A 21,320-nucleotide genomic window follows, 5' to 3' on the forward strand; every position below is an offset into this window, starting at 1 on the left:
CAGCGGATAGGCGAGGCTGCTGCAGGCTTAGCCGTATGAGGAATTGCGAAGGTGAGCTCAGGAACGAAGGGCCTATTTCATGAATTCATGTTGGAGGGGGAACGCGCGGAACCGACGTGGGTGTGTGCAGATTGTGTAGATGACCGTATCGTCAAAATGCTCGCGTCGGAACTATTTGAGAGGCGGGTCTGTAGTGGATGCAATAGTGCGACGATAAACGCGATGACGCCAAAACGCATCGCTGAATTTATCGGAAAACACCTGCCAAACCACTTTGAGCCAGACTATGGGCTCTATCCTGGGTACGAAAGGACACTTGATGAGGTGGTGGGCGAGGCCATCGGTTGCCGTTCGGACTTTATCAGGAGAGCAGTCTCGGAGTGTCTGGAGGATGCGAGTGCCGCTGAAGAGGACTTTTATTGCCCAGGGCAAGAATACCGCCGCACAGGGAGCCCCTTCGATTCGGAAGAGCATGAACGATGGTATGTAGTGGGGGCCTGGCACCGCATAGCTGATGAACTCACCCATGGCCAACGTTTCTTCAATGATGGGGCGCGTAGTTTTTTCGAGGGGTTGATTGACGAAGCCCTCAACGCGACGGACCCAAAGCGACCCGGGACGCCGGCTTTGGTCACAATTCATGGCGTTGGGACAAGGTTCTACCGATCTCGCATCGCCGACAGCGCTCACGAAGCTAAGTCGTTTGCGGACAGCCCTGACGTCGCGCTGGGTGCAGCACCTAAGGAACGAGCCGCGAACAATCGCATGAGCCCGGCCGGCATCCCACTGCTTTATGTTTCGCGCGAACTTGATACGTGTATCGCTGAAGTACGGCCGTCCATCGGGGACACCGTGGTCGTTGGTCAGTTCCAGTCTACGGAACCTTTGAAGTTCTTCGACTTTACAGCGCTGAATCGTTGGCTAAAGCACGAGCCTCTGAGTCTTTTCGACCCCAACTATCAGAAGCGCAGCGAGTATCGGCTGCTCCTTCGGTATCTACACGAAGAAATCTCACGTCCGGTCCGAGCCAACGACACGGACTATGTGGTGACTCAGGCGCTAGCGGAGTTCATCCGCTACGAGAAAAATTGGTCGTTTGACGGCATTGCATTCCAGTCAGTGCAGCGCAAGGGGGGAGTCAACTATGCGCTCTTTGATCGAGGTGCGCCTGAGCATATTCATCGCCCCGAGTGGCGTCCAACATTCCACCTATCGATAGAGAGTGATGCAGTGACCGTGCATGTTGTCGATAGTGTTGACTACCGCCACAAGGTCGCGACGGAAGCAGGCCTTGCATAGAACCTTAGACCAACCTCTCCGGCCGAGATTACATCGTCGCGAGCTTCAGCAGAAGTTTCTGCTGCGCGTGTCCAGCGCTCCCAACATCGTGGACAGGTCAATGGCCCTCTGTGCGACAAGATGTTTCACGTCGCCATCGGCTTGCCACTGGCCGTAGATTCCAATGAGGGATGCCCCAAGGAACTCCCTGCGGAATTTCTCGAGAATGCTCGGCCATATGATCACGTTGACCGTGCCGGTTTCATCCTCGAGCGTCATGAACATGACCCCATTTGCGGTACCCGGCCGCTGGCGCACTGTCACCAGGCCGGCGCCGCGGGCGAACTGCCTGTCGCCATAGGCCGAAAGCGTTGCCGCCGATTCAAAGCGCTGCGCGGCTAACCTGCCGCGAAGCAGGGATAGGGGATGACGTCGCAGAGTGAGCCCCATCGTCCGATAGTCTGCAATGATGGCCTCGGCTTCCGTTGGGGCGGAGAGGGAAGGGGCATCTTCAGCAATCGTCGTCGGGCGCAGCAGATCCTTGTCGGGCACCGCGATAGTCGCTTGCCACAGCGCCTGGCGCCGATCGCCAGCCAGTCCTTCCAGTGCATTGGCCGCGGCCAACACCTGCAGGTCGTGCCGATCGAGCCGGGCACGACGCGCCAAGTCACCAACGGAGACGAATGGCTGCACCGCGCGCGCCTCCGCGATCCGTTGCGCGGCATCCTGGCGCATGCCTCTCACCAACGACAAGCCCAGCCGCACCGCCGCCGGTGGGCCACTCTCGAGCGCGGAGTCCCAGGCGCTGACCGTGACATCGGCCGGCAACGCCTCGACGCCGTGACGTCGTGCGTCCTGGACTAGCTGCGAGGGTGTGTAGAACCCCATCGGTTGACTGTTTAGCAGCGCGCAGAGGAAGGCCGCGGGTTCATGGCATTTCAGCCAGGCGCTCGCGTACACCAGTAGCGCAAAGCTCGCCGAATGGCTCTCGGGGAAACCGTATTCACCGAAGCCCTGGATCTGCTGGAAGATGCTTTCGGCGAACTCGCGGTCATAGCCGCGCTCCAGCATGCCGGACACGATCCGTTCATGGTATCCGCCGAGTCCGCCCTTGCGCTTCCACGCTGCCATCGCCCTACGCAGCTGGTCCGCCTCGCCGGCGGAAAAGCCCGCAGCCAGCATGGCCACCTGCATTACCTGTTCCTGGAAGATCGGTACGCCCAACGTCCGGGATAGCGCCTTCTCCATGGCCGGACTGGGATAGGTGACCGGCTCCTTTCCTTGGCGCCGGCGCAGGTAAGGATGCACCATCCCGCCCTGCACGGGCCCGGGGCGGACGATGGCCACCTCGATCACCAGGTCGTAGAAGGTGCGCGGTCGCAGCCTCGGCAGCATGGACATCTGCGCCCGGGATTCCACCTGAAACACGCCCATCGAATCGGCGCGGCACAGCATCTCATACGTTGCGGGATCCTCGGCGGGGATGTCCTGCAGTTCGAAAACCTCACCCCGCTGGGCAGCAACAAGATCCAGCGCGCGCCGAATGGCCGACAGCATGCCCAGCGCCAGCACATCGACCTTGAGCAAGCCCACGGCGTCGAGATCGTCCTTGTCCCACTGGATGACGCTGCGTTCGTGCATGGCCGCGTTCTCTATCGGCACAAGCCGTGACAGCTTGCCGCGCGCTAGCACGAAGCCGCCAGAATGCTGCGACAGATGTCGCGGAAAGCCTAGCATCTGCACGGCCATCGCGGCCCAGCGCTGGGTCAGTTCGCTTTCCATGTCGACGCCACTCTCGGCAAAGCGCTTGAGCAGGTCGGCTTGGCTATCGAACCACTGGTGGGACTTCGCCACCAGGTCGACGATCGCCGGATCGACACCCAACGCCTTGCCAGCTTCGCGCAGCGCCCCTCGCGGCCGGTAGGTGGACACTGCAGCCGCCAGCGCCGCGCGATCCCGCCCGTACTTGCGGTACAGGTACTGGATGACCTCTTCGCGGCGCTGGTGCTCAAAGTCAACGTCGATATCGGGAGGCTCGCCGCGCTCCTTGGAAATAAAGCGCTCGAACAGCAGGTTGCCGCGCGCCGGATCGACCTCCGTCACGCCCAGGCAGTAGCACACCGCCGAGTTGGCGGCCGAGCCACGGCCCTGGCACAGGATGCCGTTGGAGCGGGCGAAGCGGACGATATCGTAGACGGTCAGGAAGTAGGGCTCGTAGGCCATGTCCCGGATCAGCGCGAGCTCGTGCTCGATCTGTTCCTGCACCGCGTGCGGGATGCCCAAAGGGAAGCGACGGTGGGCACCGATATAAGTCTCTCGGCGCAGGTAATCGGTCGGCGTGGTGCCGTCCGGAATCACCTCTTCGGGATACTCATAGCGCAGCTCGTCCAGCGAGAACTGGCACAGATTTGCGATATGGACTGACTCGGTCAGCAGCCGGCTGGGGTACAGGTTCGCTAGTCGCAGTCGGGAGCGCAGATGGCGCTCCGCATTGGGCATCAGGGCGTAGCCGCAATCGCCGACTGGCTTGCCGATCCGGATCGCGCTAAGCACATCCTGCAGCGGCTTGCGCGAGCGCACGTGCATCACCACGTCTCCGGTGGCCACCAGCCGCAGGTGATTCGCCGCGGCCGCCTCGTACACGGCGGCACGGTGCAGATCGTCTAGTGGCCGATGCAGCAGACTTAGACCCATCCATGCGCGGCCGGCAAAGGTCCGCGCAACCCACGCCGCCTGCGAGTGCAACCGCTCCGGCGCCGTGCCGTACTCCGGGGTGAACACGATCAAGCAGTCGGGCAGGCCACGTAGGTGCGCCGCCTCGCCTTCTGGTGCCTCCAGGTCGCGTGGCGTCAGCCAATAGGTGCCCTTGGCGGTGCGCGTGCGCCCCAGCGTAATGAGTTCGCATAGGTTGCCGTAGCCCTCGCGGTTGCGGGCTAGCGCAACGAAGGATAGGGCAGGGCTACCGTCGGCGTTCACCAACCGGAATGAGGCACCGACCAGCAGTTTCAGGCCATGCGTCTTTGCCTCGGTGTGCGCTCGAACGATGCCGGCCAGCGAACATTCGTCCGTGATCGCGAGCGCGTGGTACCCCAGTGCCGCGGCGCGTTCGACCAACTCTTCGGCGCGAGAGGCGCCCTCGAGGAAACTGAAATTCGAGCGGCATTGCAGCTCGGCGTAGCCGGGCAGGGTGCCCAGCTCGCCGGTGGTGGGGGTTGGCACGGTCGATCCCTATCCGAAAAGGCCGTGCAAATACCAGCGCACCGCGTCGCCGTCGCGGCTGCCCAGGCGTTCCTGGTAGATCCAATAGTGGCTGTGGTCCTCGGCCTCCGCGACAAAGTAGTCGCGGGTCAGCAACTGGCCATCCCACCAGCCGGCCTCGATGCGCTCGGGCGGCGAGACAAGCCGTAGCTGGGAGCCATAGAAGGGCCGGTTATTACGAGTGAGCAGGGCGCCCGGCTTGGCCAGGAGCCAGGCCGGTCGAGGCAGACCAGACGGCGGCGGCGCCGGCTCCGCCGCTTCGGTGATGGGCACCCATGCGTTCGCATGCTCCGGGCGGTAGTCGGCACGCGTCGCAGGCTTCAGGACGTGATCCGCGCCCAGCCGCGCGACCAGCAACTCCATCACTCGCGCGTGGTCCTCCGGCTTGCCGCCGGGCTCGGGGAATAGCGTCTCACTCGGCGGCGCCATGGGTTGCACGTCGGTGACCGACAGCCGAACCGCGATCAATGGCGCCGTGATCTCCAAGCGCGCAAGTCGTTCGCGCAGCAATCGCGTGAGGTGCTCGTCGTGCCACGCCGGCTCGGCAAGTGCGATATCGACTTTCGTGGGCGGCTGCGCTTCTCGGCCGCGCTCGTGCTCGAGCGACACGACAAAGCCAGATAGCGCCAACTGACGCGCCGTCAGCCAGCCGAGCAGCTGCGCGATCAGACCGTTGGCATAGGCGAGCGTCGCCTCTGCCTGTTCGATTCGGTCTGGGAACTCAACGCGCGCCGAAAAGGCTGGCGGCGCCTGGAGCCAGTCGAAGATTTCGGGTGCCTCGCCCAGCGCGCGATCGAGCGCGTCATTGATTGCGTCGCCGCAACGGCGCTGCAGGCCTGCGCGTGGCAAGCGCCGAATCTGGCCGAGTGTTCGGCATCCCAAGCCATCGAACCAGTCACGATGCGCGCGTGCTGCGGGCAGTAGGGCAGCCGGCAACGACGTCAGTTGCCGAGCCAAGGATGCATCGGACAGTGCCGCGCCGCCACCGGCCGCCGCCAGTAGCCAGGCGCCCTGAGCGGTAGGGGCGCAGCCCAGCGAACAGGAGAATCCCATGGTCTCCACCGTTCGACGCATGCGTCCCCGGAGCTTACGGATGCCGCCGAAAAGCCGAAGGCTTGCGTAAACATCGACCAGCACCGCCGCTTCCTCGGCAAGGACCACGTTCGGGGAATACTGCAGCAGCGCGATGGCGACGCGATACAGGGCCTCCGTTTCCTTCGCTGGCGCGCGGTCAAAGAGCAGGGTAGCGGGCGCGATTGCCTGCACGCCACCGCGGCGCATCAGATACCGCACGCCGCCGGCTCGAGCGCTCGATGAGGCGTGGACCACTTTTTCCTGTTCCAGGACAACCGCCGGGAGTTCAATTGACCAATTCGGCCGGAAGACTTCGAGGGGTAGCGACGGTAGGCGAAGGCAAATCCACAGGTGCTGCATGACGAGACAAAAGAATCGGTGACGGCGCCAAGGCGAGCCGGAGCGGCACCTCCTGTTGCGGCCCTCGTCGCTTGACGAAGGTCAGATCGACGCCGCCGGGCGCCGGTGCGATGGCCACGCGTAAAGGCGCTGGTGAACTGTCGCGTGCGCAAGCGAGCGGGCGTATCAGACAGAACAGTGTCTCGCTCGCCTGCGCCGCTAGATGCAAACGACGCAATGACTCGCCCCGGACATGTTGCTGCCAGCACAGCACCGCAGAGCACGTTCCGGCCCGCAGCAGCTGCTCGGCTGCCCACAGCAGGTCGGCCGTGCGTTGCGGGCGGAGCCACAGCAGCCGTTCAGCAGGGATACCCCAATTTCCCCATGCCAGCGCCTGGGGCGGGTGGGGCGGGGAGAGCAGCGCGATTGGGCGCTTCCCGAGCGCCAGCAGGGCGTCGCGCAGCAAACGAAGCTCCCCCACACCGGGTTGCTGCACCAGCAGTTCGACCAACGTGCCGAGGGGCCAGCCGCCGCCCGGCAACTCTCCGGCGAGCGCCTTGTCAGCCGCGGCGACAGTGCGGCCGGCGCTCCGGGCAAGCTGGGAGGCGCGCCACAGTGCTGGATGGATGGTTTCAGGGTCGAGAACTGGCATGACAGGGTTCCTGTTAGCCAGTGTACTGTATATCCGTACAGTAATCATCTCGCCCATAAGACACACACGTGCCTAAACTAGCACCGTATGGTACTAAGTAGCTATCTGATAGCTGCGTCGGTGCGGTTCCTGGGGGGGCGCCGGCATGCGGTGACGCACGGGCTTCGGCCAGGTTGCTTTGTCCGCCGTGCCGAAAACAACAGTTATCGGCAAAGGCGCCACCCATAAAAAAGCCGCCCGCGGGCGGCTTTACGGCGTCATAGCGTTCGCGCCGCCTGGGGGAACCGGCCGCGAGCTTCTGCCGGCAGCACATGCTGGAGCCACCGCGCGCTGGAGGCCCCCAAGCGGGCAAAGTTCTCGCGCGCCTGCCGCAACGTCAGGCCATGGTTGGCACCGGATTCGTGGTCCGGTTTGTTGAGTCCCCAGGCCTCATCCTCCCAGAAGCAAACCGGGCAGATTTCCCAATGGCCTTTAGTGTCCAACGTGAAGTAGTCGCAGCAGTCGCATTGGCATTTCATGTGGGTTTTGATCCCGTTATTCCCCACCCCGATTTCCCCGATTGGGGCGTTTTCCTCCGCCCGGTCGCATACCGGCGGCTCCCATGAAAAAGCCGCCATCGGGCGGCCGGCGGAATCGATTCAGGCGACTACCCCGCCTTCAATGCATCCCACTGTCGGATCAGGTTTTCGGAGAGGTCTAGCATCCGGTCGAAGTCCTGCATCAAGGCGGCGAACCGTTCATTTCCCGATTCTGCGGTCCCTACCATGGCCATCTGACCAGTCAGGACGGATATCTGTTGCAGGCGCTCGTTCACCAAGCGCATTTTTAGGCTGATTTCTTCTTCTTTGTTCATGGGCTTTCTCTGGTCCCGGCGGCCGGCCGGTGCGGGGCGCGGTGGCGCAGGTGCCCTGGGGGCGTTCTGTCTATCGGCCGCGCTTCAGCGGGCCGGCTTCGTTCAGATACGTTTCCAGCAGATCGCCGGCCGCCTGCAGCGTCGCGACTTCGACGCGGCACCAGTCGTAGTACGGGACGCCGGCCATCCTGGCGCGAAGGTCGGCAACCAGATCCAACGCGCCCGCGCGGGCATGCCGGTCGGTGTAGGCGTTCAGCAGCTCGATGGCGGCCTGCACATTGGCGGCATGGACGCGGCGCCAGTGCGGGCTCTCGGCGCCCGCCTCGCTGGCGCGCAGCCGGGCGATCAGATCCTGCGTGCCTTCGCGGGAATGCAGGTCGTCCATGGTATCTCCTCGCCGGCCGGGGCCGTTCACGTAATGTCCAGCTGCGCCGCATGGATGCCCAGCGCGGCCGCGATCTTTTCGCGCGTCGCCTTGCGTACCCGCGGGGCGTTTTCCTGCTTGGCGAAAGCCGGCTGGCTGATGCTTAAGCGATCGGCCACTTCCTGTTGCGTGAGGCCAAGGTGCTCGCGCCAAGCACGAATGGGTGGCACGTCATCAACTAGAACACGCGTGACCACGGCATGCGGCACCAAGTCCTTGTCAGTGTGGTGGCGCAGCGCCACATAGTCGGCATAGGGGATGACGGCAAAGGCGGGTCTTCCTTCGTTATCGGTGATGATTTGCACGCGATCCATGTGATAGTTCCGCAACCGCGCACGCGCCACGGCGCCGCGACGTCATGGTTTCCCGAGATTGTCACGGCGCTGGCCGCCTTGCCGCCTTGCTGCATCCTGGATGGCGAAGTCTGCGTGCTTCATTGCTTCCATGTCGTCGGCGCCAAGAACGCCTCGGAACGAAGCCACCAGGAACGCGGCGAAGCCTACGCCGACCAGAATTGCAATCCCTATTTCAATCGCTGTTTCCATCGAAATCCGTCAGTTCGTGAAGTGAAGGGTCGCCCGTCCGGATAGTGCGCGGCGAGTTTCAGAGATTTCCGCTTTCATGCCGGCTGTCTTGGTGTACGTCGGGCTCAGCCACCGGCCACAGGCAGGCAATACGAACTCAGCTTCCCCCCATTCAGTTCGATCCGCGGCCGTCGCCCCTCTTGCAGCCACCGTCGAATCGTTGGGGGGAGGTCTGGGTGGACGCCGTCACGCTGGATGCGAGCTAGCGCCCCCGTGCCGACCTCAAAAACGCCATTTCCGCATGTTGCGCAACGGTACGAGAACCCGTTGCCGCTCGGCAACTCGCCGCGCTCCGCCAACGCGGCGCAAAGTGGGCAAGGGGCAGGCTCAAGCGATCTCATGGGAGTCCTGTACGCACGGAGCGGACATCATCAAGGGACATTCACACATCTTATTGTCATTGCCGTGAGCGAGATAGCGTAGTCGGAAGCGCACTTCGTCGCAAGCACTTGCGGGGCCCGCGCGCGGTGCTGCACACCAGTGCATCAGATGGCCCGATGAAAGCGGCCGGGCGGAATGGCGCCGGGCCGCTTGATCTTGAGCCAGTCCGACGACCGGCCGCCGACATAGGGGCTGTGGGCGCGCTTCGCTACGATGCCCTCCAGCTGCAGCGCGACGGCCTGCTGGTAGAGCCAGTGGCCATCGTCCACAGTGCCAACGCACAGCATGCCGCGCGGCGGCTCGGCCAGAAGCTGCTGAAGCTTTTCGCGGCGGACCTCGATAGGCTCGGCGCGTAGGTCGCGGCCGCGGTAGACCAGCAGGTCGAACACGCAGTACACGACCAGGTCGTCGCCGGGCTGATAGCCCCGCCGCCTGGCGCGCCGGTGCAGCCGGTCGAAGTCCGGGCGGCCGTACTCGTCCAGCACCACCACCTCGCCGTCCAGAACGTGCGCGCCGCGCGGCAGCGCCTTGAGGCTCTGGACGACCTCGGCGAACCATCGGGATGCGTCCGCGCCGTTGCGGGTTCTCAGCGCCGCCGGCGACGTGCCGGCCAGCGCGCGGTAGCCATCGTATTTCAGCTCATAGTGCCACTGGCCCGTCCGCGGCAGCGTCTTGCGATCGCATAGGAGCATGGGCTCGAAGGCCGCCAGCGGCGCGGCCTGGGCGGGCGGCATGGGCACCTGGCCCTCAGCCTTTCGAGCGGGTGGGATCGTTGCCGAAGCTGTTGCGCAGGCGGATTTGGCCATCCTTGCCATGCACTAGCAGCTCGACCTTGTCGCGCTTGGCCGCGGCGGTGGCCGCCTCGATGGCCTCGGCCTGCGTCGCATGGTGCGAGCTGGCGCGCTGGCCGCCTTCGCGGCTCACGTCCCAGCCGCCGTCCTTGGGCACTACGTGGATATTTTTTCCCATGATCGCCTCCGTAAAGATGCGAATCCATTGTGGCGGGTAGGGCGGTGGCCACCATCCGGCTGTGTCCGACACCGCGAGTCATCATTGCATGCCCAGCAGGCGCAGGATGACCTCCAGCGCGCGGAGCAAATACACCGCAACTTTCAACAGTTCAGTCAGCATTTGAAGAAACAGCATGGCGTTACTCTCCTGGTGTGTGTATCAGAATGGGAACCACAAAGGCGGGTCGCCGTGGTATCCAAGGTGTGGCGTTCTAATGCCCGGCCATCTTTCTGCAGCCCACCGGGGGATTCCTCCGGGGGGGTTTCCAACGCACACATCGTAGTGACGCGATAGCAATTCGAGTCGTGCCGTAACCTGTGGCGGCGGCCGCCACAGCTCGCGCCTCGGCGGCACGGGCGAAAAAAAAGCCCACCGCGACGGGTGGGCTGGGGCGTCACGCGGTGACGCTATTTGTCATAAGAAGCATCTTGGGCGACGCGCTCGAGCGCGTAGGTGCCGGTGATTCCGTATCCATGTCCTCCGCCGGCGGCAATCGCAAGAAGCTGCGCGCCGCACGGCAAAGTCTCACTTACTGCTTCGTACCCCTCCCCAGATCGTTGCCCTTCCTGATCACGGCCGCCGCCTGCACGAACCATTGCCGGCGAGCATCCAATAGCCGTCGTGCTTGATCTCGTAGTGCCGGCTGCCGGTGTGGGGACGGCCTTGCGCTCACACAGAAGCATGGGGGCTCGGACAGCTCCGCGAGCGACTCGACTATCCCCGAGCTTCTCGTCCCGGCTCGTCCTCCGACACGCGAAAGCGCCAGTAACGATCTGGCTTGACCCAAACCACGGTCGCCTCAGTCAGCTTGCGGAAGGCCGTAAGCGCCTCTGTGCCGACGACCTGATTGCCGTCCGCATTTTCCTTCAACAGATCCTCGCGCTTGGCCTTCACAAGGTGGTCCACCACGTCGTCCTGGTAGATGCAGCCATCTCGACCCATCTGCTCAAGCATCCAGCGAGCGACATCGTTTGCAGTCATCACTGCGCCTCTGCCTCGACGGGCAGAATTTGAGCCTCCTTGAACCGGCCTTGCTCCCGCTTCCTTCCAGCGAACCAGTTGCAGTTGACGTACCCGTTATCCTCAACAGACTTGATCGTCATATCAGGGCCACCAGATTTCAGTTTGACGATGTCGCCTTCGTTGTTTTGCGTAATTTTGTTACTCACACACTGACGGCGTGACGCTGCTTGTCGCTTGCCTAGTAACAAATTTAGTTGAACAAACTTTGCAGAAAATTGTTACTCCGTTGAACGGTTCAACTTAAAGTGTTCTTTGGATGTACGGCGGCCATGTTACATCTTCAGTCTGTCAGGTAGCGTGCGAAGGGGCGTGTCTCCCCGGCAGGTTATTCGTCTGCCAGTTTAAACGTGCCGTCGCCGCTCGCAATAATGCGTTCTGACCTGATCAGCGACGCCAGTCCTTCCAGGACATCGGCTACTTCCATCTCGAGCAGCTTGGCGATTTGGACCGCGTGCAACTTCTTGACGCTTGCACTGACGAGGTCGAGAATCTGGCCTTCGGGCCCCGACTCATAAGGTAGCCAGCTCAGCCGGCGGTGCTTGTCTGCGGTCCTGTCAATCTCAGGTTCCCGCTCTCTTTGCCGTGCAAGAAGTCGGTTCCGCATTTGCTCGTCTTCTTCGGCACTGGCGCGCTGTCTCTCGCGCTCTGCCGCAAGCCGCTGCGGACCTTGAGCAATAAAGGCGTCCATCACCTCGATCGGTCCCTTTCGGAAAGGCACTCCTCGAAATGCGCCGTGCTCATATAGCAGCTGTCGCAACCGTTCACATCGATACGATTCGCTCTCGCAGACGTCGGGTAGGTATTGCGCCTGTTGTTCCGCCGGTATGTCACGGTAGTAACGGCCACCAATCATGACGTAGCGCTCGATGAGGCGGAGCAACAGGTCTTCTCTGCTTAGTTCGTCGGGGTTTCCCATTGCCGCTCACAATGAAAAGAGGGCTGGCTCATCGAGTTAAAAATTGTAACAAATCTGTGCAGAAATCGAGCGGGCGGTGCCGGTGAGCCGGCGGCTATCTGCGGCGCTGCACGCTCACTGGCGCGATCGCGATGACCCGCTCTGCTATGCGTTGGGTTATCTGCGGGGCGTTCGCGCGCCACGAACCAACATGGTCGCGACTGCTACGCAACCATCACACTATAGCGCGCGTGGCCTTCGGCAACTGGTGTGGCGGGCCATGTCCGCGTTTAACGCGTCTCTCACCCTCAATGAGCGTGACCTGGGTCAGTGGTCTGCGCACATACGGCCTGGCGATTTGTCGCATGGTGTCGTGGCACGGGCGCTACCCGAACGATTGCGCGGCAAAGATGGTCCGCTGCAAATTACCGTGCGACAGCGACTTCGGCGCTGACTGGACGAGGCCGTCAGCGATCAGGTGTCATGCTCGGCGAACAGTTCCAGCCAGCCCGCGAGCCGATGGGACTGACACGCCTGCGCTAGTTGCCCGAGATTCCGCCAGAGCGTTGTGAAGGGGAGGTGTTGCTGGTTAGCGAGCTGCTCGATGGCGAGAATCAGCAGTGAAAGCGGCGTCTCATCCAGCAGGTGCCCGAGATGAGGGAACCACTCGGACACCACGCGGCCTTCGGCCAGCATGGAGGCCAGCACGTCCGACGGCAAAGAACCGCGGTAGCTGACGCTAGCTGTGCGGGCAGCCATGTCGAGCCAGGGGCGCGGTGCCAAGGGTTGCAGCGTCGAGATGTCGAGTCCTAACACGCGCACAATGCCGAGCGGGTCATCGGGGTCAGCAGCCACGGCCAAGAACCTCGCTTGGCGTGCGGACAGCTGCAGCGCCATCCGGCGCGCCGTCACCGCAGCCTGTTGCGCCGGCGTCAGCGCGAAAACGAAGTTAGTCATGCCAGTTAAGCGGTGAGGGTAGCCATAGTATTACAGGTCCGTCACGCTGCACCCACCGTTCCCCGTGGGCTGGTACCTTGGTTCCGAATCCGCCCATACAGTGGGGCTGTGCGGGTTGGGCGAGGCGGCCCAGGCGCGATGTAGCCGCGCCGGTTCGCTTCTGTGGGGTGGCGCACACACGTGCGCCAATATGGCGTTGATCCACGCAGCGCCGCATAGCGACTTTTCGGCGGGTTCGAACGTGTCCTAATGGCTGTGCCTATGGTGCGTGTCCGGATAATGCGGATGCCGATGGATCAGCACCTCATGCCGATGCCAATGGCGGTGCGGTTCGGCCCCTTCCCACGGAAAGTCATGCTCATGTTGATGGTGCGCGTCGTGCCGGTGGGCATGGCTGTGCTCGAGCGGGTCATGGGTATGCTCATGCTCGTGCCGTTCCCGGAGGTGCAACCAGATGCCGAGTGCCATCAAAGCTGCGGCAAGCCAGAACGTGACGCCTGGCACGTCGGGCCATATCGCCAGCGATATGACGACGCCAAATACCGGCGCAATCGAAAAATAGGCGCCGGTCCGCGCAGTGCCCAGCCAGCGCAAGGCTATGACGAACAGGGCGAGACTGACGCCGTATCCCGCGAAGCCCACGACCATGGCAGCCAGTGTGCTCGCAAACGGCGGCAGATCCGCGCCGGTGGCAAATGCCAAGCTTGTATTGCAGACGCCGGCTACCAGTCCCTTCAGGCAGGCAATGACCAGCGCGTCGTTGTTGGAAACCTTGCGTGTGAGGTTGTTGTCGACGGCCCAGCAAAGGCACGCTGCCACGACCAGAATCGCCCCCGATGCGAATCTGACTTCGCCCGGCTGCCACGAGAGCAGGAGCCCGCCCGCCACGATCGCGACCATCCCTAGAACGATCTGACGATCGGCGTTTTCCTTGAAGACCACCCAGGCAATCACGGCGGTCAACACTCCTTCAACGTTCAGCAGCAGCGACGCGGTCGCGGCGCTTGTCTCGTTCAGGCCCGTCATCAATAGGGCCGGGCCGGCGACGCCCCCGGCAATAATCGCGGCAAGCAGCCACGGCCACTCTGCGGGGGGAATGGCAAGCGTGCCGCCTTCGGCGCTTTGACGCGCACCAAAGAGTCGGCGGGCACCAATTGCGATGAGCAGGCCGATTCCGCTGCCCAAGTAAAGCAGTCCCGCCAACATCAGCGGCGATATTCCCCCGGTCAAAGCCTTGGCCAGCGGAGTGCTGGCTCCAAAAAGTATCGCGGCAGCGAGCGCCGGGGATGCTAAGCGTAGTGACATGGCGTATTGCGGTTGGCATAGCGGAATGGCATTGTCGCGCGCATCCGACAATTGAGGCGACCAGGTGATTGGGCGGCCCTTTACGCGGCAGGGGTGCGCCAATGACGCCGGCATATTCCTGTAGAATCCGGCGCATGTCGCGAATTGTTGCCATCCTTTTGATGCTGATGCTCCCGCTGCAGGCTCTCGCTGCAGTGGAGCGGCAATTCGCGCATGCGTCCGGCCCGGTGCTGGACCATATGGTTGTCCACGCCGAGCACGTGCCGCATCATCATGACGACGATGGCGATATCCACGAGGACGACTCCAGCGCCTCGGCGTCACACCAGTTGGACTTCGAGCTCGCCTCGAACCTCTTGGGAACGGTAAGCCTGGCTTACTCGCTTCCCGTCCTGCCGCCGCGTTACCAGACGCCCCTGTTTGACGGCGCTGTGATACCGGATCCTACCGGCACACCACCATTACGCCCACCTCACGCTCCTGTCTGACGACGGGGTAGCGTTCGTTTGTTCGTCTGCTGCGACGCCTTTTTACGGGTCGCGCCCCGTCGCATTGCTTCTTCAAGCCATTCGCGTTGGGGTTTTTCATGCAGAGATCATTTCTACTTCTGGTGGCAGCGCTCGTGCTGTCGCCCCTTACATACGCCCAAGCGCCCGCTGAGCGATCCGCGCCAGCGGACCTGCAGTCCCTGTTCGAGGTCGCATGGGAGCGTTCGGTCGCGCTCCAGACGGCCGAGGGGCGGCGACAGGAGGCCGCTGCAAGTCGTATTCAGGCGGATTCGCTGATCGCCGGACCTCCCGTCGCCGACCTGCGTCATCGTGGGGACCGGTTCACGGACGGGCGGGGCGTTCGAGAAAGCGAAGTCGCGCTTGGCGTGCCTATCTGGCTGCCGGGTCAGCGAGCGGCGAGGGGCGAGCTCGCTGACGCCCAGCTGGCGGAGGCGGATGCCAGAGCGAGACTTGCCAGGCTGGCCGTTGCCGGCGAATTGCGGGATCGGGTCTGGCAGCTTGCGGCGGCTGCGGCCGAGCAGGAAGTGTTGCGCCGACGCGTGCTAAACGCCACATCTTTGCGCGACGATGTGGCACGACGGGTTTCCGCCGGCGATCTTGCCCGGACCGATCTGCTGCTAGCGGATCAGGATCTTCTCGCCACGCGCGCGTTGTTGACCGACAGCCAGGCACGGATGACCGAACTGTCAACACGGCTGTTCCAATTGACCGGTGCCTCCGCGCTGCCGCTGCGCTACGAGGAGCGACCTGCCATGCCCGAGGCCGTCTCGGCCCACCCATCGCTGGAAGCCGCCGCCGGAGGCCTGCTCCGCGCGCAACGACAACTCGGGTATCTGCAGAAGTCCCGCCGGGACGCTCCGGAGGTAGGGGTCTCCTATCGCCGTGATGCGGCCGGTGGCGGCGCGCCGTCCGACCAGACCGTGGGCGTGTTCATTCGGATTCCGTTTGCGACGGACGCCCGCAATCTGCCAAGGGAAACTGCCGCTCAGACCGAAGTCATGACCGCACGCGCGGAGCGGGAGCGCATGGAGCGCGTGGTGCAGTCCGAAGCGGAGGCATCGCGACAGGCTCTCACGCTGGTGGAGCAGCAGCTCAAGCTCAGTGAGCAGCGCAGCGCGATGCTCGCCGAGCGCGCGGTCCTCCTGCGCAAGACCTTCGATGCAGGCGAAATCGGCCTGACCGAGGTATTGCGCGCACAAAACCAGGCGCTGGAAGCCGAAGCCGACGCAGCGCGACAGCGCGCGCGGCGCGGCGCTGCCATCGCCAATCTCAATCAGGCTCTGGGAGTATTGCCATGAATCGTTGCCTCATCGCGCTTGTGCTGCTGTTCGGATGCGGCCTTGGATACGCAGCCCCCGGCGCGCACGGCCCAAGTGGCGAACATCTTGACGCCCCGGCCGCAACTTCGGCCGGGACCACAAGGCCGACCATCGAAGCAAACACCGAAGCGTTCGAGCTAGTCGGGACGCTCTACGACGATGAGTTATCCATACTCGTCGATCGCTATGCGACCAACGAGCCAGTGACAGCAGGCACGCTAGAGGTCGAGCTAGGGGAAATCAAGGCGCAGGCCAAGCTGCATGCCGATTTGGGGGACTTTTCCTTCACCGATGCGGCACTGCTGAAGGCGCTGCAGGCACCGGGGCAGCATGCGCTCGTCTTTACGCTGGTTGCCGGCGCCGAATCCGATCTGATCGAGGGGCGTATCACCGTTGGTGGCGACGAACACGGCCACGACCACGTTGCCTGGAAGCCCTGGGCCGGCGCTGCGATCGCAGTGGTCCTCGCACTGGGGCTGTTCGTCATGATCCGCCGGTATCGCCGTCGGACTGGCGCGATGAACCGATAGGCCGACATCACATGAAAAACACGACATTCTGCCGGGCGCTGCTGGTGGCCGCCGCCGCGGCCCAATTCAGCGCCATCGTTCCCGCCTGGGCCGCTCCGGGCGCCCATGGTCCCGACGGCGAGCATCTTGACGGACCCGCGCCAACTGCAGCGGCCGGGCTCGCGCGGCTTCCTGATGGCAGCGTGCAGGTGCCCAAGCTGGCGCAGCGCCGGATGGCCATTCGTACCATCATGCCGCAAGCTGGCGAGCATCCTGTGTCGCTGGAGCTCAATGCGACTGTGGTGATGGACCCGAACGCGGGTGGCCGCTTGCAGGCCGGACACCCCGGCTGGCTTGAGGCGCCGCCGGGCGGATTCCCTGTGCTGGGCCAGCGTGTGCGAAAGGGCGACGTCATGGCGGTGTTGCGGCACAAGAACGAACCTTTCGACATCGGCAATCAGCAAGCTCAACTGGCAAACCTGAGCGCGAATTTGAAGCTCGCGCAACAGCGCCTGCAGCGGCTGGAGTCGCTGCAGGACAGCATCCCCCGCAAGGACATCGAAGCTGCACGCGCCGAAGTCCAGAGCCTGTCCGGTCAGCGCGCCGCCGTGGGAACCAGCCTGCATCAGACCGATGCGCTGCGCGCGCCGGCGAGCGGCATTGTCGCCTCGGCCAACGTCGTCGCAGGTCAAGTCGCCGCAAGTGATGACGTCTTGTATGAAATCGTCGACCCGACCCGCTTGATGGTGGAGGCCCAGAGCGCCGACGCCTCGCTCGCTGGCCGGATCCGGGATGGAGCCCTGGCAAACGTGCAGGGCGGGGCGTTGCAGTTTGTCGGCGCGGGCCGCAGCTTGCGCAACGGCGCGGTACCGCTGACGTTCCGGCTTGCCGGCCAGACGTCGCTCCCTCTTGCGGTCGGGCAACCCGTGACCGTCGTTGCGCACCTGACCGACACGGTGAAGGGAATTGTGCTGCCAAGCGAAGCGGTGGTCCGCGGGCAGAACAATGAGACCAGTGTCTGGATCAAGTCCGGGACCCAGCGCTTTATCGCACAGCCCGTCCAGGTACGTGTCCTGGATGCGCGCAATGTCGTCGTGGTTGACGGTCTGTCCCCCGAGAACCGCGTGGTGGTCAGCGGTGCCTCGTTGATCAACCAGATTCGGTAGGGGCGGGCATGTTCAACTGGATAGTTCGTGCCAGCCTCGGCAACCGGCTGGTGGTGCTGGCCCTGGCTACGATTTTGATGGCGTTCGGGGCCATGACGGCCTGGCGTACGCCCGTGGATGTGTTTCCGGACCTCAACAAGCCCCTGGTGACGGTGATCACGGAGGCAGGCGGCATGGCGCCCCAGGAGGTCGAGTTGCTGGTGTCCTTTCCCATCGAAACCGCGCTCAATGGCATGCCTGGCGTGACGCGAGTGCGTTCGGTCTCCGGCGTGGGACTGTCGATTGTCTATGCCGAATTCGATTGGGGGAGCGACGTCTATCGCAACCGGCAATTGGTGTCGGAGCGCCTGGCGCTGGTGCGGGAACAATTGCCCGGTGGACTGACGCCCATCATGGGGCCGGTTTCGTCCATCATGGGCGAGATCATGCTCATCGCCTTGCCGATCGACGCTCAGAGCGTCAGCCCGATGGTGGCACGCGAGTACGCCGATTTCGTTCTGCGCCCGCGGCTGCTGTCGGTGCCGGGCGTATCACAGGTGATTCCCATTGGCGGCGAAGTCCGTCAGCTTCGGGTTGAACCGGACACTGCACGGATGGCGCAGTTCGGTATCTCGCTCGGCCAGTTGTCCGACGCGCTGCGGGACTTCGCCAGCAACAGCAGTGGCGGCTTCATCGACCTGAACGGCCGGGAATATCTGATTCGCAACCTGGGCCGTACGACGCGCCTGGATGATCTCGGCGGGCTGGCCGTCGCATATCGCGATGGTGCCCCGGTGCTGCTCCAGCAGGTCGCCAGTGTGCGCCATGCCCCCGCGGTCAAACGCGGCGACGCCGGGTTCAACGGCAAGCCGGCCGTTATTGTCAGTGTGCAAAAGCAACCGGACGCCGATACCGTCAAGCTGACACGCGAACTGGAAGCGGCGCTGGCCGAGCTCAAGCAGGGCATGCCCAAGGGCCTGGAAGCGCCGCGCGTGCTGTTCCGGCAAGCGGATTTCATCGAGGCTTCCATCGGTAATGTGGTTGAGGCACTGCGCGACGGCGCCATCATGGTCGCGATCATCCTCTTTGCCTTCCTGCTCAGTGCTCGCACGACCGCCATTTCTCTGATCGCCATTCCGCTGTCCCTGGCCGTGACGGCGCTGGCCTTTCACGTGTTGGGCCAGTCGATCAACGTGATGACGCTGGGGGGCTTGGCCATCGCCATTGGCGAATTGGTCGACGATGCGGTGGTCGATGTGGAGAACATCCTGCGCCGGCTCAAGCAGCGCAAGACCATGACGGAGGCGCCTGCGGTACTGGAGACGATCTGGCGCGCGTCCGTGGAGGTGCGCTCGGGCATCGTCTATGCCACGTTGATCGTCGTCCTGGTGTTCGTGCCGCTGTTTGCGCTACCAGGCATCGAGGGCCGGTTGTTCGCGCCATTGGGCGTGGCCTATATCGTGTCCATCCTTGCGTCGATGCTGGTGTCGATGACCGTCACACCGGTGCTGTCCTACTACCTGCTTCCCGGCATGAAGCGCCTGGACCATCCCGATAGTCCCTTGGTGCGATGGCTCAAGCGGGTCGATACGCGCGTGCTGAACTGGTCGTTTCCGCGTGCCCGGGTCATTCTCGCTGGCGCCGGGATCGCCGCGCTTATCGCGGCGGCATCGATACCGTGGCTTCCGCGGGCCTTCCTGCCGGCTTTCAACGAGGGCTCGCTGGTCATGTCCCTGATGTTCAATCCGGGCACATCGCTGACGGAGGCGAACCGCATGGGCGCCTTGGCCGAATCGCTGATTCGCCAGGTACCGGAAGTCACGCAGGTGGGCCGCCGTACTGGCCGCGCGGAGCTCGACGAGCATGCCGAAGGGGTGCATTCGTCCGAGATCGATGTCGACCTGAAGCGTTCCGATCGCAGCCGCGAGGAAGTCATGGCCGCCATCCGCGCACAACTCTCCTCGCTGCCTGCATCCGTCGCCATCGGGCAGCCGATCTCTCATCGCCTGGACCATCTGCTGTCGGGCGTGCGGGCGCAGATCGCCCTGAAGATCTACGGCGACGACCTCGATACCCTGCGGGGCTTGGCGGAATCCGTCCGCGGTCGCCTGGCGCAGGTGCCCGGCCTGGTCGACATCACGGTCGAGAGACAGGTATTGATTCCACAGGTGAACGTGCGCCTGGATTATCGAAAGGCCGCGCAGTATGGCATCACGCCCGGCGATGCGCTGGGCGCCATGCAGACGCTCTCCGAAGGCGCACGGGCATCCCAGGTTATCGAGGGCGTGAGACGTCATGATCTCGTTGTGCGGCTGGCCGAAACGCAGCGCACGCCACAGGATCTGGCGCGCATCATGATCCAGTCGCCACGCGGGCCCGTGCCGCTGGCCGCCATCGCATCGGTGGAAGAGGGCGATGGCCCCAATCAGATCGGCCGGGAAAATGGCCGGCGACGAATCGTCGTCTACGCCAATACCGACGGCTCCGACATGGGCCGCATCATCGCCGGAGTACGGGGCGCGGTCGCGCAGTCCAGTCTGCCGGGCGGGTACTTCGTCAGCATCGAGGGGCAATTCCAGGCGCAGGAGCTGGCTACGCAGCTGATTGCTCTCCTGGCCGTCATGTCATTGGCGTTGATCTACCTGGTGTTGTATTCCCGATATCGCGCGCATCGGCTGACGCTGATCATCATGGCCAACATACCTTTCGCGCTGATTGGCAGCGTCATTGCGATGTGGGCCGCGGGCCTGACGTTGTCCGTCGCATCGATGGTCGGTTTCATCACGCTGACCGGCATCGCGACGCGCAATGGCATTCTCAAGGTCAGCCATTACATCAATCTTTGCCGGCTCGAAGGGGAGTCGTTCGGCATGCCGATGATCGTCAGAGGCTCGCTGGAGCGTCTGACCCCGGTGCTCATGACCGCTCTCGTGGCGGCATTCGCTCTGACGCCGCTATTGGTGGCGGCCGATGCGCCCGGCAAGGAGATCTTGCATCCGGTGGCCGTCGTGATCTTCGGGGGGCTGGTCAGCTCGACCTTGCTGGACACCGTGCTGACGCCGCTGGCGGTATGGCTGTTCGGGCGTGAATCCATCGAAGAACTCGCCGGCCAAGCCGGCACGCACGCCTATTGAAATGGGTCAGGGCGGCGCCCTCGAGCCGCCCACTGTTTTTTGGAGTGGACTATGAACCAACGCATTGCCGCGGCGCTGGCCGCAATCTGCATCTCGATCTCGGGCACGGCGATGGCGCACGGCGCTAAGCCGGCGCAGTACGGCGGCGTCGTGCAGACGGCGAGCGATATGCAGTTCGAACTGGTGGCAAAGGACGGCAACGTCAGCCTGTACGTGGACGACCATGACCAGAAGAAGTCGGTCGCGGGCGCGAGCGGCAAGCTGACGGTGCTCAATGGCAGCAAGAAGAGCGAGACGGCGCTCAAGCCCGCGGAAGGAAATGTGCTGGTGGGCGCCGAACAAATCGCCGTGGCTCCCGGTGCGAAGGTGGTGGCAAATGTCGCCTTTGCCGATGGCAAAACCGTAACCGTCAGGTTCGCGGTGAAGTAAGCCTCCGCGCTTGAGGAGGTGGCCATCCCTCCTTGCGAAGGGATGGCCAAATGCGTCTTCGGTGCTACCTTACCGTCAAATCAACACTAGACGGACGGAGACATCATGCTGCGCAGCGCCATTGTTCTTATCTTTGCGGTCCTCGGTTTCGCGTCTACTGCGGCGTGGTCGCATAGCGGCGGCACCGATCGAAATGGCTGCCATATGGACCACAAGACTGGCATTCGACATTGCCATTGAT

The 21,320-nt window shown here is 63.5% G+C and carries 23 protein-coding genes; 8 read left to right on the top strand and 15 right to left on the bottom strand.

Annotation, left to right across the window (positions count from 1 at the left end; translation table 11 throughout):
- Positions 1–222: 222 nt before the first annotated feature.
- On the top strand, positions 223–1,299 hold the full coding sequence (locus tag AC07UK_RS00240) for an RES family NAD+ phosphorylase (protein WP_157779644.1): 1,077 nt from the start codon (positions 223–225) through the stop codon (positions 1,297–1,299).
- A 45-nt stretch (positions 1,300–1,344) separates the two neighbouring features.
- On the opposite strand, the gene AC07UK_RS00245 is transcribed toward AC07UK_RS00240, so the two are convergent.
- The 15 genes from AC07UK_RS00245 to AC07UK_RS00315 all read right to left on the bottom strand — a co-directional run bounded on the left by AC07UK_RS00245 (position 1,345) and on the right by AC07UK_RS00315 (position 14,034).
- Positions 1,345–4,497, bottom strand: a complete 3,153-nt coding sequence (locus tag AC07UK_RS00245; RefSeq protein WP_061960018.1) for an error-prone DNA polymerase — start codon at positions 4,495–4,497, stop codon at positions 1,345–1,347.
- A gap of 9 nt (positions 4,498–4,506) precedes the next feature.
- Positions 4,507–5,970, bottom strand: a complete 1,464-nt coding sequence (locus AC07UK_RS00250; protein ID WP_061960019.1) for a Y-family DNA polymerase — start codon at positions 5,968–5,970, stop codon at positions 4,507–4,509.
- Positions 5,897–6,601 (bottom strand): translesion DNA synthesis-associated protein ImuA, encoded by a 705-nt coding sequence (gene imuA, locus AC07UK_RS00255; protein WP_061960020.1) that lies wholly within the window; start codon positions 6,599–6,601, stop codon positions 5,897–5,899. Before imuA ends, AC07UK_RS00250 begins: the two co-directional genes overlap by 74 nt.
- A gap of 257 nt (positions 6,602–6,858) precedes the next feature.
- Positions 6,859–7,218: a CPCC family cysteine-rich protein gene (locus AC07UK_RS00260; RefSeq protein ID WP_197717930.1), complete on the bottom strand. Its 360-nt coding sequence runs from the start codon at positions 7,216–7,218 to the stop codon at positions 6,859–6,861.
- A 29-nt stretch (positions 7,219–7,247) separates the two neighbouring features.
- Positions 7,248–7,454, bottom strand: coding sequence for a hypothetical protein (locus AC07UK_RS00265; RefSeq protein WP_116328429.1), 207 nt, complete (start codon positions 7,452–7,454; stop codon positions 7,248–7,250).
- A 70-nt stretch (positions 7,455–7,524) separates the two neighbouring features.
- Positions 7,525–7,839 carry a hypothetical protein gene (locus tag AC07UK_RS00270; RefSeq protein ID WP_061959890.1) on the bottom strand — a complete coding sequence of 105 codons (315 nt, stop codon included), beginning with the start codon at positions 7,837–7,839 and terminating at the stop codon, positions 7,525–7,527.
- Between the two features lie 26 nt (positions 7,840–7,865).
- Positions 7,866–8,192, bottom strand: coding sequence for a helix-turn-helix domain-containing protein (locus tag AC07UK_RS00275; protein WP_061959891.1), 327 nt, complete (start codon positions 8,190–8,192; stop codon positions 7,866–7,868).
- Positions 8,193–8,234: 42 nt separating this feature from the next.
- Positions 8,235–8,423, bottom strand: a complete 189-nt coding sequence (locus AC07UK_RS00280; RefSeq protein WP_061959892.1) for a hypothetical protein — start codon at positions 8,421–8,423, stop codon at positions 8,235–8,237.
- A gap of 524 nt (positions 8,424–8,947) precedes the next feature.
- Positions 8,948–9,577 (bottom strand): ATP-dependent DNA ligase, encoded by a 630-nt coding sequence (locus AC07UK_RS00285; protein WP_061959893.1) that lies wholly within the window; start codon positions 9,575–9,577, stop codon positions 8,948–8,950.
- A 13-nt stretch (positions 9,578–9,590) separates the two neighbouring features.
- The gene (locus tag AC07UK_RS00290) at positions 9,591–9,812 is read right to left on the bottom strand and encodes a DUF2188 domain-containing protein (RefSeq protein ID WP_061959894.1); all 222 of its coding nucleotides are present in this window, start codon (positions 9,810–9,812) and stop codon (positions 9,591–9,593) included.
- Positions 9,813–10,568: 756 nt separating this feature from the next.
- Positions 10,569–10,835, bottom strand: coding sequence for a DUF6953 family protein (locus AC07UK_RS00295; RefSeq protein ID WP_061959895.1), 267 nt, complete (start codon positions 10,833–10,835; stop codon positions 10,569–10,571).
- Entirely contained in the window at positions 10,835–11,023 is a 189-nt protein-coding gene (locus AC07UK_RS00300; RefSeq protein ID WP_197717929.1) for a YodC family protein, read from the bottom strand. The genes AC07UK_RS00295 and AC07UK_RS00300 overlap by 1 nt, the downstream gene beginning before the upstream one ends.
- 179 nt (positions 11,024–11,202) lie before the next feature.
- A complete protein-coding gene (locus AC07UK_RS00305; RefSeq protein ID WP_053821808.1) occupies positions 11,203–11,793 on the bottom strand; it encodes a hypothetical protein in 591 nt (196 codons plus the stop codon).
- A gap of 453 nt (positions 11,794–12,246) precedes the next feature.
- The gene (locus AC07UK_RS00310; RefSeq protein ID WP_053821809.1) at positions 12,247–12,729 is read right to left on the bottom strand and encodes a hypothetical protein; all 483 of its coding nucleotides are present in this window, start codon (positions 12,727–12,729) and stop codon (positions 12,247–12,249) included.
- A 246-nt stretch (positions 12,730–12,975) separates the two neighbouring features.
- Positions 12,976–14,034: a DMT family transporter gene (locus AC07UK_RS00315; RefSeq protein WP_053821810.1), complete on the bottom strand. Its 1,059-nt coding sequence runs from the start codon at positions 14,032–14,034 to the stop codon at positions 12,976–12,978.
- A gap of 134 nt (positions 14,035–14,168) precedes the next feature.
- On the opposite strand from AC07UK_RS00315, the gene AC07UK_RS00320 reads away from it, so the two are divergent.
- The 7 genes from AC07UK_RS00320 (at position 14,169) to AC07UK_RS00350 (ending at position 21,319) form a co-directional block, all read left to right on the top strand.
- Entirely contained in the window at positions 14,169–14,522 is a 354-nt protein-coding gene (locus AC07UK_RS00320; RefSeq protein ID WP_053821811.1) for a hypothetical protein, read from the top strand.
- A 98-nt stretch (positions 14,523–14,620) separates the two neighbouring features.
- Positions 14,621–15,841: a TolC family protein gene (locus tag AC07UK_RS00325; RefSeq protein WP_061959896.1), complete on the top strand. Its 1,221-nt coding sequence runs from the start codon at positions 14,621–14,623 to the stop codon at positions 15,839–15,841.
- Positions 15,838–16,392, top strand: a complete 555-nt coding sequence (locus AC07UK_RS00330) for a hypothetical protein (RefSeq protein ID WP_053821813.1) — start codon at positions 15,838–15,840, stop codon at positions 16,390–16,392. The genes AC07UK_RS00325 and AC07UK_RS00330 overlap by 4 nt, the downstream gene beginning before the upstream one ends.
- 11 nt (positions 16,393–16,403) lie before the next feature.
- Positions 16,404–17,537 (top strand): efflux RND transporter periplasmic adaptor subunit, encoded by a 1,134-nt coding sequence (locus AC07UK_RS00335; RefSeq protein WP_053821814.1) that lies wholly within the window; start codon positions 16,404–16,406, stop codon positions 17,535–17,537.
- 8 nt (positions 17,538–17,545) lie between these two features.
- Positions 17,546–20,650, top strand: coding sequence for an efflux RND transporter permease subunit (locus AC07UK_RS00340; RefSeq protein ID WP_053821815.1), 3,105 nt, complete (start codon positions 17,546–17,548; stop codon positions 20,648–20,650).
- A gap of 51 nt (positions 20,651–20,701) precedes the next feature.
- Positions 20,702–21,079: a hypothetical protein gene (locus AC07UK_RS00345; RefSeq protein ID WP_053821816.1), complete on the top strand. Its 378-nt coding sequence runs from the start codon at positions 20,702–20,704 to the stop codon at positions 21,077–21,079.
- Positions 21,080–21,184: 105 nt separating this feature from the next.
- Complete coding sequence (locus AC07UK_RS00350) at positions 21,185–21,319, top strand: YHYH domain-containing protein (RefSeq protein ID WP_099047658.1); 135 nt, start codon at positions 21,185–21,187, stop codon at positions 21,317–21,319.
- Position 21,320: the final 1 nt, after the last annotated feature.

It is taken from the genome of Cupriavidus sp. GW821-FHT07C08 (assembly GCF_059419025.1).

Excerpts from the sequence above, each read along its gene's own strand:
- AC07UK_RS00240 (WP_157779644.1), top strand. The coding sequence starts at position 223 with ATGACGCCAAAACGCATCGCTGAATTTATCGGAAAACACCTGCCAAAC.
- AC07UK_RS00250 (WP_061960019.1), bottom strand. The coding sequence starts at position 5,970 with ATGCAGCACCTGTGGATTTGCCTTCGCCTACCGTCGCTACCCCTCGAA.
- imuA (WP_061960020.1), bottom strand. The coding sequence starts at position 6,601 with ATGCCAGTTCTCGACCCTGAAACCATCCATCCAGCACTGTGGCGCGCC.
- AC07UK_RS00260 (WP_197717930.1), bottom strand. The coding sequence starts at position 7,218 with ATGGCGGCTTTTTCATGGGAGCCGCCGGTATGCGACCGGGCGGAGGAA.
- AC07UK_RS00265 (WP_116328429.1), bottom strand. The coding sequence starts at position 7,454 with ATGAACAAAGAAGAAGAAATCAGCCTAAAAATGCGCTTGGTGAACGAG.
- AC07UK_RS00270 (WP_061959890.1), bottom strand. The coding sequence starts at position 7,839 with ATGGACGACCTGCATTCCCGCGAAGGCACGCAGGATCTGATCGCCCGG.
- AC07UK_RS00275 (WP_061959891.1), bottom strand. The coding sequence starts at position 8,192 with ATGGATCGCGTGCAAATCATCACCGATAACGAAGGAAGACCCGCCTTT.
- AC07UK_RS00280 (WP_061959892.1), bottom strand. The coding sequence starts at position 8,423 with ATGGAAACAGCGATTGAAATAGGGATTGCAATTCTGGTCGGCGTAGGC.
- AC07UK_RS00285 (WP_061959893.1), bottom strand. The coding sequence starts at position 9,577 with ATGCCGCCCGCCCAGGCCGCGCCGCTGGCGGCCTTCGAGCCCATGCTC.
- AC07UK_RS00290 (WP_061959894.1), bottom strand. The coding sequence starts at position 9,812 with ATGGGAAAAAATATCCACGTAGTGCCCAAGGACGGCGGCTGGGACGTG.
- AC07UK_RS00295 (WP_061959895.1), bottom strand. The coding sequence starts at position 10,835 with ATGACTGCAAACGATGTCGCTCGCTGGATGCTTGAGCAGATGGGTCGA.
- AC07UK_RS00305 (WP_053821808.1), bottom strand. The coding sequence starts at position 11,793 with ATGGGAAACCCCGACGAACTAAGCAGAGAAGACCTGTTGCTCCGCCTC.
- AC07UK_RS00310 (WP_053821809.1), bottom strand. The coding sequence starts at position 12,729 with ATGACTAACTTCGTTTTCGCGCTGACGCCGGCGCAACAGGCTGCGGTG.
- AC07UK_RS00315 (WP_053821810.1), bottom strand. The coding sequence starts at position 14,034 with ATGTCACTACGCTTAGCATCCCCGGCGCTCGCTGCCGCGATACTTTTT.
- AC07UK_RS00320 (WP_053821811.1), top strand. The coding sequence starts at position 14,169 with ATGTCGCGAATTGTTGCCATCCTTTTGATGCTGATGCTCCCGCTGCAG.
- AC07UK_RS00325 (WP_061959896.1), top strand. The coding sequence starts at position 14,621 with ATGCAGAGATCATTTCTACTTCTGGTGGCAGCGCTCGTGCTGTCGCCC.
- AC07UK_RS00330 (WP_053821813.1), top strand. The coding sequence starts at position 15,838 with ATGAATCGTTGCCTCATCGCGCTTGTGCTGCTGTTCGGATGCGGCCTT.
- AC07UK_RS00335 (WP_053821814.1), top strand. The coding sequence starts at position 16,404 with ATGAAAAACACGACATTCTGCCGGGCGCTGCTGGTGGCCGCCGCCGCG.
- AC07UK_RS00340 (WP_053821815.1), top strand. The coding sequence starts at position 17,546 with ATGTTCAACTGGATAGTTCGTGCCAGCCTCGGCAACCGGCTGGTGGTG.
- AC07UK_RS00345 (WP_053821816.1), top strand. The coding sequence starts at position 20,702 with ATGAACCAACGCATTGCCGCGGCGCTGGCCGCAATCTGCATCTCGATC.
- AC07UK_RS00350 (WP_099047658.1), top strand. The coding sequence starts at position 21,185 with ATGCTGCGCAGCGCCATTGTTCTTATCTTTGCGGTCCTCGGTTTCGCG.